The organism is Streptomyces sp. NPDC005141, assembly GCF_053599975.1.
The window spans coordinates 1-11,387 of sequence record NZ_JBSFYW010000027.1 but is presented as its reverse complement, the minus strand read 5'-3'; the positions used below and the strand labels follow the sequence as shown (position 1 = coordinate 11,387).

Sequence of the window (11,387 nt, the reverse complement as noted above, 5' to 3'; positions counted from 1 at the left end):
AGCGGAACTCCGGAAGCGGACAGGGGCGAGGCGGCGGGCTCGGCGTCACTTCACCGACCCCGCCATCACCCCCTGCACGAAGTGCCGCTGGAAGGCGAAGAAGACCGCCACCGGGACCACCAGGGACAGGAACGCTCCCGGGGCCAGCACATCGATGTTGCTTCCGAACTGCCGGATCTGTGACTGGAGTTCGACGGTGAGCGGCTGTGCGGAGCTGTCGGCGAAGAGCAGCGCGACCAGCATGTCGTTCCAGACCCAGAGGAACTGGAAGATGGCGAGGCTGGCGATGGCCGGCCGGCCCACCGGGAGTACCAGCCGGGTGAAGATGCGCCACTCGCTCCCCCCGTCCATGCGCGCGGCCTCCAGCATCTCCTTCGGTATCTCCGCGAAGTAGTTGCGCAGCAGGAAGATCGCGAACGGCAGGCCGTACGAGACGTGGAAGAGGACGACGCCGGGGATCGTGCCGAACAGCCCCAGCTGCCCGAAGAGTTTGGCCACCGGCAGCAGGCCGATCTGCACGGGCACCACCAACAGCGCGACCACCAGCAGGAAGACCGCGTCGCGCCCCGGGAAGTCCAGCCAGGCGAAGGCGTATCCGGCGAGCGCGGCGATGACGACGACGAGGACGGTCGCCGGGACGGAGATCAGGACGGTGTTCCAGAACGCCTGTGTCATCCCCGCGTTGCCCAGCAGGGCGGAGTAGTTGTCGAAGGACAGCTGCCCGGGGCTCTTCAGCGCGGTCCACCAGCCGCCCTGCGCGGTGTCCTGCGCCGACCGCAGCGAGGACAGGAACAGGCCCGCGAGCGGGGTGAGCCACACCAGGCCCACGACGACGAGGAACGCCTGCACCAGGCTGCTGCCGAGTCCACGCCTGAGCGCGTTCATCGTTGACTCCCTCGGAAACGGCGGACGTTGAAGACCATGGCGGGGATCACCAGGAGCAGGAGCAGGACACCGAGCGCGCTGCCGAGGCCCTGGTTGTTGCCGCCGCCGAAGGACACCAGCCACATCTGGGTGGCCAGGACGGTGGCGTCCTCCTGCACCGGGCCCGGCGCGATGATGTAGACGAGGTCGAAGACCTTCATCACGTTGATGACGAGGGTCACGAAGACGACGGTCAGCACCGGTGCGAGCAGCGGTACCGTGATCCGGCGGAAGATCTGCCACTCGTTCGCCCCGTCCATCCGGGCCGCCTCCAGCGCGTCACGCGGCAGCGCGGCGAGCCCCGCGCCGATGAGCACCATGGCGAAGCCGGTCCAGATCCACAGGTAGGCGCCGATGACGGCCGGCGTGACGAGCGCGGGTCCGAGCCAGGACACGCCCTCGTAGGGCGGGGCGAAGTTCGACGCGGGCAGCCGCACGGTGTACGGGCCCGGGCCGAGGTCCTGGAAGCGGAAGGAGCCGTCGGCCGCGGTGCCGGTGCTCGCGACCGCGTGACCGTCGCGTACCGCCTCGACCGTCATCTCGGGCAGTCCGCTCTCCGTCCGGTCGGCCTTGCCCTGCTCCCCTCCCCCGCCACGGGTGAAGTCCAGGTAGACGACACCGCGCAGCTCGTCGGACGCCGCCGGGCGCCGGGCGGCGGCGTACGCGGACCGCGCGCCCTGCGGCAGGTCCTCGGGGAGTACGCCGACCAGGCCGAGGCCGACGGTGTGGCCCGGCGACGTGGGAGCGGTCGTGCCGTACGAGCCGTCGGCGCCCTTGGTGAGGCCCTGGCCGTCGCGGGCGCGGGCGGTCGGGTAGGTCGAGGTTCCCGTGAAGGCGTCGTGCACGGAGACGACGGCGGCGTTCAGCACGCCCTTGCCGGGGTCCTCGTCGTAGGCGAGCCGGAAGATGATGCCCGCGGCGAGGAAGGAGACCGCCATCGGCATGAACAGCAGCAGCTTGAACGCCGTTGCCCAACGCACCTTTTCGACGAGGACGGCGAGGACGAGGCCGAGGCCGGTGAGCAGGGTCGGTGCGACGACCACCCAGATCGCGGTGTTGCGGACGGCCTTGACCGTGGCGGGGTCGCGGAACATCTCGGTGTAGTTGTCGCCGCCCACGAACCGTGTGCCGGAGGCGTCGAAGAAGCTGCGGCCCACGGAGAACAGCACGGGGTAGACGACGAGCGCGCCGAGCAGGAGCAGGGCGGGGAGGACGAAGGCGAGGGCGACGACCCGGCCGCGGCGCCGGGCCCGCCGTCTGCGGTCGACCGGGGTGACCGGCGGCGGGCCCGTCTCTTTCAGGAGCGTGGCGGTCATGCGCGATCAGCCCTTGTACGCCTTGGCCGCCGCGCTCTCCAGCTCGGCCGCGGTCCCCTTCGGGTCGGACGGGTCGCGCAGGAAGTCCTGGAGGATCTTCCACTCACCGGCACCCTTGGTACCGCCGAACGCGGCCGGCGCCTGGTCGGACATGTCGAAGCGGACCGAATCCCCGGCCGCGACGAGGGACTTGGCGGTCTCGCGGGTGACGTCGTCACCGTAGGAGGCGAGGTCGAGCTTCTTGTTCGGGGACAGGAAGCCACCCGCCCCGGCCCAGACCGCGGACGCCTCGGGGGTCGTCAGGTACTCCAGGAACCGCATGGCGGCCTTCTGGTTCTTGCCGTCCTTGAGGACGACGGCCGCGTCGCCGCCGCTGACCACGGGGGCCTTGCCGCCGGCGACCGCCGGGAAGGGGAAGAAGTTCGCGTCCTCGCCGATCTTCCTCCCGAACTGGTCCTTGGCGACCCCGGCGACGAAGTCGCCCTCGTAGACCATGCCGGCCTCCGGCTTGGGCCCGAAGACCTTCTCCACGGATCCCGGGAAGTCGGTGTTCAGGGCCCCCTTCTGGCCCCCGGCCATCAGCTGCTTGTCCTTGAAGAGCTTGCCGAGGGTGGTGAGGGCCTCGACCACCGTCGGGTCGGTCCACTTGATCCTGTGGGTGGCCAGGGCGTCGTACTTCTCGGGCCCGGCCTGGGAGAGGTAGATGTTCTCGAACCAGTCGGTGAGCGTCCAGCCGTCCTGTCCGGCGACGGAGAAGGCCGCGAGACCCGAGTCGGAGACCGTGTGCCCGGCCTTCAGCATCGCGTCGTAGGTCGTCGGCGGCTCGACGCCCGCCTGGTCGAGGGCGTCGGGGCTGTACCAGACGGTGGACTTGTGCGCGGCCTTGAAGTAGAGCCCGTACAGCGTGCCGTCGACGCTGCCGTAGTCCTTCCACACGCTCGCGTAGTTGGCGTCGACCGCCGCTCCGGCGGTCTTGGAGAGCGGCTCGAGCCAGCCCTGCTTCGCGAACTGCTGGAGTACGCCGACCTGCGGGACCATCACCACGTCGGGGGCCTTGCCGCCCTCGATCTTGCTGCCGATGACGGTGGAGACGTTGTCTCCGGTGGAGACGAACTGCGTCTTGGCGCCGGTCTTCTCGGTGAAGGCGTCCAGCACCTTCTGGAAGTTCTTCTGCTCGCTGCCGGACCAGACACCGGCCACGGTGATCGCCTGGCCGTCGAGCGACTTGTCGCCGCCGCCCGCGGAGACGGGACCGCCTCCACAGGCGGTCGCGCCGAGCGCCAGGGCGAGGGCGGTGCAGCTCGCGAGCAGGGTCGTACGTCGTCGCATCATCGTTGATGTCCCTTCGGGGAAATGACAGTTGACGGATCGTCAAGGAGTGCTGAGCGGAGAGAGCGGGGGCTCGGAGGGAATGCCGTGGACAGGAACTCGGTCGGAGGGCTCAGGGGTTGGTGGAGTCGCTGATCCACCAGGCGGCCGTCGAGCCGGGCAGGACGCCGGGCGCGCAGGGGCCGCTGGAGAGCAGCGGGGTTCCGGAGACCGGCGCGGGTGTGGGCGCCGAGCCGAAGTTGACGGCGCACACCAGACCGTCGCCGCGGACGAAGCCGAGGACACCGGGCTGGGTGTCCAGCCAGCGAAGCTCGCCCTCCCCCAACTGGGGCAGAGCGGAGCGCAGTTGGAGTCCGTCGCGGTAGAGGTGCCAGAAGGAGCGGGTGTCGGCGAGGGCGCGGTCGGTCGCGTACTCGGCGAAGTAGGCGGGCTGCGGCAGCCACGGCTTGGCGCTCTCCGCACCCGAGGTGAAGCCGAACGGCGACGCGTGCCCCGACCACGGCAGCGGCACCCGGCAGCCGTCGCGGATGCGTGCGCGGCTTCCGGTGCGGCGGAATATCGGATCGGTGAGCACGTCGTCGGGAAGGTCGACGACCTCGGGCAGCCCGAGCTCCTCGCCCTGGTAGATGTACGCGGCTCCGGGCAGCGCCAGCATCAGCAGCGCGGCGGCGCGGGCGCGGGCGGCACCGAGGCCGCTGCCCTCGGTGCCCAGTTCGCCGTAGCGGGTGACCGTGCGGACCTGGTCGTGGTTGTTGAGCACCCAGGTGACCGTCGAGCCGGTGCCGGCGATGTCCTGCATGGCCTCGGAGATGACCTTGCGGAAGGCGTCGGCGTTCCAGGGCGCGCTCAGCAGGTCGAAGAAGAAGGCCTGGTGCAGCTCGTCGTGGCGTACGTACCGGGCGTGTTCGCGGGCGGTCGGCACGGAGACCTCGCCGACGAGCAGCCGTTCCCGGCCGTCCTCCGCGGTGTACTCCTCGCACACCGACCGCCAGTGGCGCCAGACGTCATGCACCTCCGGCTGGTTCCAGGCGAGGGGGTTGACCGAGTCTCGGGTGCGGGCGTCGGCCTCGGGGTCGTCCGAGTCCGGCAGGCCGGGGTGCTTGTAGAGCCCGGCGGCCACGTCGATGCGGAAGCCGTCGACGCCCCGGTCGAGCCAGAAGCGCAGTACGTGGTCAAAGTGACCGCCGACCTCGGGGTTGCGCCAGTTCAGGTCGGGCTGCTCCGGCGTGAACATGTGCAGGTACCACTGTCCGGGGGTGCCGTCCCGCTCGGTGACCCTGCTCCAGGCGGGGCCGCCGAACATCGCGTGCCAGTTGTTGGGCGGTTCGGCGCCGTCCGGTCCCCGGCCGTCGGCGAAGTGGAAGCGGGCGCGGGCGGTGCTGCCGGGTGCCGGGTCCAGCGCCTCACGGAACCACGGGTGCTCGCTGGAGCAGTGGTTGGGGACGATGTCCAGGAGCACCCGGACGCCGAGGCGCCGGGCGTCCGTCATCAGCAGGTCGAACTCGGCGAGGTCGCCGAAGAGCGGGTCCACGTCGCAGTAGTCGGCGACGTCGTAGCCGTGGTCGTGCTGCGGCGAGGGGTAGAAGGGGCTCAGCCAGATGCCGTCGACCCCGAGCTTCTTCAGATACGGCAGTCCGGCCCGGACGCCGGCGAGATCACCGATGCCGTCCCCGGTGCTGTCCAGAAAGCTCCGGACGTACACCTGGTAGATCACTGCGTCGCGCCACCAGCGGTGCGTGTTGAGCGTCACCCGTTGACCTGTCTGTGCGTGCCTTCGGTTATGCATGCATGTTAGGTAGGCGTGTCACGGAGATGTCAACGAGTAGGCAGGAGGTAGCGAGAAGTCGGCCCTTTAAATGCGCATTTTTACGCCTGTCAGGCTCGAGATGAGATGACGGCGTTACATAACATGTAACTAGGAAGAGCTCACGGAATGCGACGAGGAAGGGGCTCAGCCCCGGCGCGAGATGTCGGCCAGCTCGCGCGCCAGCCGGCGCACGGCGGCCTCGGGCGTCTGGTGCCCGGTCATCGCGTCGTGCACCACGGCCTGCACGGCGAGGCTCACCTGGTCGTAGCGAGGACTCTTGGGGCGCGGCGCCGCGGCGCGCACAGCGGCCCGCAGCGTCGGCAGGTACGGGAACTCCCGGATCAGCTCAGGATCCTCGTAGAGGTCGGCCCGTACGGGCGGCAGCGCGCCCTTGGTGAGGACCTGCCGCTGCACCCGCTCACTCGTGAGGTACGCGATCAGACGCGCGGCGGAATCAGGATGCCCGGCCCGCGCGTTGACCGCGAGGTTCGAACCGCCGAGCACGCTCGTCCCCGGCCCGTCGGGGCCGGGCAGCGGAACCGCGCCGACCTTCCCCGCGACGGCCGATCCCGGGGCGGAGGCGCTGACGTAGGCGTAGGGCCAGTTGCGCAGGAAGAGGAGTTGGCCGTCCTGGAAGGCCTGTTTGGACTCCTGCTCCTTGTACGTCAGCGCCTTCCTCGGTATCCAGCCGTCGCGGACGCCGTCGGCGAGGAAGCCGATGCCCTCGCGGGCCGCCGCGGAGTCCACCGTGACGCGCTCGCCCTCGTCACCGAGGATCGTGCCGCCCGCCGAGTAGACCGCCTCGGCGGCGTTCACGGTGAGGCCCTCGTAGGGCAGGAACTGGCCCGCGTATCCGTCGAGTCCGTACTTCGGCGCGATGGTCCTCGCCTGCTTCTCCAGCTCGGCCCAGGTCCGCGGCGGTGCGACGCCTTCCTTGGCCAGGATGTCCTTGCGGTAGAGGAGCAGTCCGGCGTTGGTGACGTACGGGACGGCGTACAGCCTCCCGTCGTACCTCGCCGTGTCGGCCACCGGAGGCAGGAAGCCGTCGAGCGGGAAGCGGTCGCGGGGCAGCGGGGAGATCCAGCCCGCGGCGGCGAACTCCGAGGTCCACGCGACATCGATGTTGAGGACGTCGAAGCGGCTCCGGTCACCGCCGCGCAGGTCGGTGGTCATCTGCGCGTGGGTCTCGTCCGCGGAGTCCGGGAGTTCGACGAGGGTGACCTTCTCGCCGGGGTGCGCGCGGTTCCAGTCGTCGAGCAGCGGCCCGAGATAGTTGGTGAGGTCACCGGCGGTGGCCAGCGTCAGCGGACCGCGCCCGCCCCCGCGCGCCCCGCCGCCTGGCGAGCCCGAGGCGACGTAACCGGACAGGACCACCGCGACGACCAGGAGGCCCCTACCGGCGGCGCGTATCCACCGCATAGGTTCCTCCCTGTACACCGGCACCGGGCACCTTCGCCCGGAGTCAGAGGCCATGTATACCTGTTAGGTATGGGCGATACTAGGGCCTGCGGCACATTGGCCCCCGGTTCATGGGTGTCTGGTACATGGGCCCGCAACACATGACGAGCATGCCGTGAGCGGCCGGGACGCCCCGAGGGCGAACCGAGAAAAAGAGAGAGAAGAGGGGGAGGAGAGCACGAGTGCGGCTGCCCCTCCTGGCCCTGCTGGCGCGCGGCCCGGCCCATGGCTACGAGCTCAAGCAGGACCTTGAGCAACTGCTGGGCTCCGCGTACCCTCAGCCGAACGTCGGCCAGATCTATGTGACGCTCGGCCGCCTCGAGAAGTCGGGACTGATCGAGGGCGAGGAAGTCGAGCAGTCGAGCCGGCCCAACAAGAAGATCTATCACCTCACCGACGCCGGGCGTGAGGCGCTGCGCGCCTGGTACGAGGAGACGGCGGACGAACCGCGGGTACGGGACGAGTTCTTCATGAAGCTCGCGCTCGCGCCGCAGACCGGTCTCGCCGACCAGATCGCCCTGATCAACAAGCAGCGGCGCCGGTATCTGAACACCATGCGCGAACTGTCGAAGCTCGCCACGACCGAGAACCGGGACAACCGCATCTCCCAGCTGCTCATCGAGGGCGCCATGCTGCATCTGCAGGCCGATCTCGACTGGCTGGAACGCTGCCAGGAGGAGTTGGAGGAGCAATGAGCCGCACCCCTCCCGCGCCGCGCGCCGAGAACCCGTCGGCGCGGCCCGAGAGCCCTTCTCCGCGTGCCGGGGAGACCGCTCTGCTGCGCGCGGAGAACCTGGTCAAGACCCACTACGGCGAAGGGGCTCCCGCGCACGCCGTGCGCGGCGTCGACCTCTCCGTACGGCGGGGCGAGTTCGTGGCCGTCACCGGGCCTTCGGGCGCCGGGAAGTCGACCCTGCTGCATCTGCTCGGCGGGCTCCAGCGGCCGGACTCCGGCAGCATCTGGCTGGACGGCGTCTGCACGGACGGCTACGGCGAGGCCCGCTGGGCGGTCGAGCGCCGGCGCCGCATCGGCATCGTGTTCCAGTTCTTCAACCTGGTGTCGAACCTGTCCGTCGCCGACAACGTCGAGCTGCCCGCCCTGCTCGCCGGGGTCTCCCCCAAGCAGGCGCGCGTCGAGCGCGAACAGTTGCTCGCCGAGCTGGGACTTCAGGGCAAGGAGCGCAGCATGCCGGGTGAGCTGTCCGGCGGTGAGCAGCAGCGCGTCGCGCTGGCCAGGGCGCTGGTCAACCATCCACCCCTGCTGCTCGCGGACGAGCCCGCGGGCAGCCTGGACAGCAAGGGCACCCGCGAGGTGACCCGGCTGCTGTCCCGTTTCCACCAGCGAGGCCAGACGATCGTGCTGGTCACCCACGACGCGCGGCTCGCGAGTGCCGCGGACCGGGTGATCAGCTTCTTCGACGGCCGGATCGCCGACGACGCGGAACTCGACGGCACGCCGTCGCGGGGCCTGGGGATATCCGGCGTGCTGGAACTGAAGGACTGAGGCGACATGCGCAACCTCCCCTTCTCCTCCCTCGCACCGGCGCCCCCGGCCGCCCGCTTCACCTCCCTGGCACCCCCGGCCTCCCTGGCACCCTCGACCTCCGTGGCCCCCGTCGCCTCCCCCGCACGCGCGACCCCGGTCGCCCCGTCCCCCAGGCCCTCGGCCCCCGTGCGCCTGGTCGCTTCCCTCGCACCCGCGACCCCCGTCGCTCCCATCGCCCCCTCCGCCCCCTCCGCCCCCTCCGCCCGCGAGCCGAGAGGCTGAGCCGGGATGCGTGCCACGTTGCGCTGGGCGCACGCCGATCTGCGCACCCACCGGGGTGAGGCGCTGTTCATCGTGCTCGCCACCGCCGGGATCGTCGCTTCGTTGCTGCTGGCCACCGCGCTCTTCGGCTACGCGACCAACCCCTGGCAGCGGGTGTTCACCGAGTCGCACGGCGCGCACGTGTGGATCCACACCGGACCGTCCTCGGACGCGCACCGACTCGCCGACGTGGACGGCGTGGACTCCGTCGCGGGCCCCTACCCCACGGCCGCGACCGCCGTCGAGTCACGGGGAGCCCGTGCCGTGGTCGAACTGCGCGGCGCCACCGAGCAGCCCGCCATGGGGCGCCCGCTGCTCGCCTCCGGACGCTGGCTCGACCCGACGGAGGCGGACGGCGTGGTGCTGGAGAGCAGCCTCGCCCGGGCGCTGTGGGCCGAACCGGGCGACACCCTCACCGTGCCCGGCACCTCCCGGGAGCTGACCGTGCTCGGTGTGGCCGACAGCGCCGAGCCCCGGTACAGCCCGGGTGAGCGGTCGGGCCTGGTGTGGGCGCTCCCGTCGGCGGTGCACGGCACCGCCGGACGCGCCGGGCAGGTGATCGGGCTGCGGCTGACCGATCCCGGCGACACGGACTACGCGGTCCAGCGGGCCGCCACCCTCCTCGGCGCCGGTGTGGTCACCGAGGTCTCCCCCTGGCAGCAGGCGCGCGCCGAGGCGCAGGGCGACAACCGGCTGCTCGGGCAGGTTCTCGGCCTGTTCGGCCTGGGCGCGCTGGTCGCCGCCGGGCTCGCCGTGCACGGTGCGATCGGCACCCGTATCCGTGGCCATCTGCGGGACATCTCGGTACTGAAGGCGATCGGCTTCACGCCGGGCCAGGTGGTACGGATCTTCCTGCTGCAGCACGTGGCGTTCGCCCTGCTGGGCGCCGTGCTCGCGGGCGCGCTCACGCAGGCGCTGGGCAGCCGGGTCCCGGGGCGTCTCGGGGACGCGGTCGGTGTGTGGCAGGGACTGCCGGGACACACCGCGGCACTCTTCTCGGTGCCCGCGGGCGCGGTGCTGTTCATCGCCGCGACGACCGGGCTCGCCGCGTGGCGGGCCGGACGGGTGTCACCGGTGCCGGGGCTGCGCGCCGCGGCACCGCTCGGTGGCGGGCTGCCGCGTCTGGCACGCGGGGCGCTGGGTCTGGGGCTGCCGTCCGCGTTGGTCCTGGGCTGGCACAAGGCGTTCACCCGTCGGCCGCGCTCGCCGGCCACGGTCGCCCGTCTCGCGCTGCCCCTGCTGCTGATCGTGGTGGCCATGAGCGCCTGGACGACCATCGACCGCTTCCACAGCAGGCCCGACCAGCTCGGTCTCGCGGCCGCGCTCACCGTCCGGCCGGACGGGAGTCTGAGCGATTCCGGCGTACGGGCCCTGCTCGACCGGAACCCGCAGGTCACCGGCGTCCACCCGGGCATCCAGGTGCCCGCCCTGGTCCCCAGCCAGACCGGCACGATCGCGCTGCGCGGCCTCGGCACACTCCAGGACCCCTATCCGTTCTCGCTGGCCGAGGGCCGCCCCGCGCGCGGGCCCGACGAGGCGGTGGCCGGTCAGGGCCTGCTCGACCTGCTGGATGTGCGGGTCGGCGACTGGGTGCGCGTGACCGTGGGCACTCAACCGCAGGTCCTGCACATCGTGGGGCGGAGCATCGAGCCGGAGAACGGCGGCCGGGTCATCTCCACCTCGCTCGACACCCTCCAGGAGAACGACCCGGAACTCCGGCCGACCCTCTACCAGCTCCAGCTGCGCCCCGGCGCGGACCCGCACCGGGTGGCCGCGGAGCTGGCCACCGCAGCGCACGGACGCTTCGACGTGCACGCCGTGACGAACCCCGCCGACGGGCTCTCGCCGCTGCGCGGAGTCGTCGTGGGACTGATCGCCGTACTGGCCCTGATCGGGCTCATCGAGCTGCTCACCGCGATCGGCGGCATGGTCCGCGAGGGCGAGCGGGATCTGCTGGCGCTGAAGGCGATCGGGCTGACGCCGCGGCAGATCACCACCATCACCGTGACGGCCACGGGGTGCACGGCTTTCGCGGCGGTCGTCGTCGGTACGGCTCTGGGGCTGCCCCTCGCGCACTGGCTGATCGATGCCCAGAGCAGGTCGAGCGGCATCGGCGCGGGCGTCGCGCGGGGACCGTCCGCCCTGCTTCTGCTGCTGTTCGGCGGCGCCGCCGTGCTGGGCGCCGCAGCACTCGCCGCCCTGCCGGCCGCCCGAGCGGCCCGCCGCCGGCTGGCGGACACCCTCAGCGCGGCGGCCTGACGGGCGGGCTCATGGGACGGGGTGTCGGCAGGGTCGCGGGGTGCGCGCCCAGCCTGATCCCGTAGCGGCGGCGCAGCCGGTTCATCTCCAGGGCGGCGATGGCGGTGACCGTGACCGGGGCGCCCAGGATGAAGACGATCCATGCCGGATGGAACACGGCCTTCGCCACCTGCTTGGGCCGCAGCAGGGACCGCGCCGTCAGTGTGTCGCTCGTCCGTCTCCCCCGTGAGCCGGCCAACTTCCGCTCCCCCGAACGATGTCCAACGTGATCGCGGGGGATCGTACGGGAAGCGGGCGGACTCCCGCCGCCCGCTTCCCCGCATCGGGCCTAACGGCCGCGCAGCTCGCGGTACTTGGCGACCAGCGCCTTGGTCGACTCGTCCAGCCCAGGCACGTCGGCGCCCTCGGTGAGGGCGGGTTCGACGCGTTTGGCGAGGACCTTGCCGAGCTCGACGCCCCACTGGTCGAAGGAGTCGATGTTCCAGAC

Annotated in this window: 11 protein-coding genes; 4 read left to right on the top strand and 7 right to left on the bottom strand. The window is 71.3% G+C overall.

The window, feature by feature from the left end:
• Positions 1-45: 45 nt before the first annotated feature.
• The 5 genes from ACWD68_RS21740 to ACWD68_RS21720 form a co-directional block, all read right to left on the bottom strand.
• Positions 46-885 carry a carbohydrate ABC transporter permease gene (locus tag ACWD68_RS21740; protein ID WP_451808068.1) on the bottom strand — a complete coding sequence of 280 codons (840 nt, stop codon included), beginning with the start codon at positions 883-885 and terminating at the stop codon, positions 46-48.
• The gene (locus ACWD68_RS21735) at positions 882-2,240 is read right to left on the bottom strand and encodes an ABC transporter permease subunit (RefSeq protein ID WP_451808067.1); all 1,359 of its coding nucleotides are present in this window, start codon (positions 2,238-2,240) and stop codon (positions 882-884) included. Before ACWD68_RS21735 ends, ACWD68_RS21740 begins: the two co-directional genes overlap by 4 nt.
• A gap of 6 nt (positions 2,241-2,246) precedes the next feature.
• A complete protein-coding gene (locus ACWD68_RS21730) occupies positions 2,247-3,572 on the bottom strand; it encodes an ABC transporter substrate-binding protein (protein ID WP_451808066.1) in 1,326 nt (441 codons plus the stop codon).
• Between the two features lie 109 nt (positions 3,573-3,681).
• Complete coding sequence (locus ACWD68_RS21725) at positions 3,682-5,355, bottom strand: glycoside hydrolase family 13 protein (protein ID WP_451808065.1); 1,674 nt, start codon at positions 5,353-5,355, stop codon at positions 3,682-3,684.
• 165 nt (positions 5,356-5,520) lie between these two features.
• The gene (locus ACWD68_RS21720) at positions 5,521-6,795 is read right to left on the bottom strand and encodes an ABC transporter substrate-binding protein (RefSeq protein WP_451808064.1); all 1,275 of its coding nucleotides are present in this window, start codon (positions 6,793-6,795) and stop codon (positions 5,521-5,523) included.
• A 221-nt stretch (positions 6,796-7,016) separates the two neighbouring features.
• Between ACWD68_RS21720 and ACWD68_RS21715 the strand changes: the two genes are divergently transcribed.
• From ACWD68_RS21715 to ACWD68_RS21700, 4 genes are read left to right on the top strand one after another with little or no spacing between them, the layout of a single operon-like run.
• Positions 7,017-7,529, top strand: coding sequence for a PadR family transcriptional regulator (locus ACWD68_RS21715; protein WP_151470323.1), 513 nt, complete (start codon positions 7,017-7,019; stop codon positions 7,527-7,529).
• Positions 7,526-8,338, top strand: coding sequence for an ABC transporter ATP-binding protein (locus ACWD68_RS21710; protein WP_451808063.1), 813 nt, complete (start codon positions 7,526-7,528; stop codon positions 8,336-8,338). Before ACWD68_RS21715 ends, ACWD68_RS21710 begins: the two co-directional genes overlap by 4 nt.
• A gap of 6 nt (positions 8,339-8,344) precedes the next feature.
• The gene (locus tag ACWD68_RS21705) at positions 8,345-8,602 is read left to right on the top strand and encodes a hypothetical protein (RefSeq protein WP_451808062.1); all 258 of its coding nucleotides are present in this window, start codon (positions 8,345-8,347) and stop codon (positions 8,600-8,602) included.
• Between the two features lie 6 nt (positions 8,603-8,608).
• Positions 8,609-10,900 (top strand): ABC transporter permease, encoded by a 2,292-nt coding sequence (locus ACWD68_RS21700; RefSeq protein WP_451808061.1) that lies wholly within the window; start codon positions 8,609-8,611, stop codon positions 10,898-10,900.
• On the opposite strand, the gene ACWD68_RS21695 is transcribed toward ACWD68_RS21700, so the two are convergent.
• Both ACWD68_RS21695 and ACWD68_RS21690 read right to left on the bottom strand, forming a co-directional pair.
• Positions 10,884-11,138, bottom strand: a complete 255-nt coding sequence (locus ACWD68_RS21695; protein WP_451808165.1) for a hypothetical protein — start codon at positions 11,136-11,138, stop codon at positions 10,884-10,886. The genes ACWD68_RS21700 and ACWD68_RS21695 overlap by 17 nt on opposite strands.
• Positions 11,139-11,228: 90 nt before the next feature.
• Positions 11,229-11,387, bottom strand: a 159-nt coding sequence (locus ACWD68_RS21690) for a hypothetical protein (RefSeq protein WP_451808157.1), incomplete at its 5' end; no start/stop codon positions are given.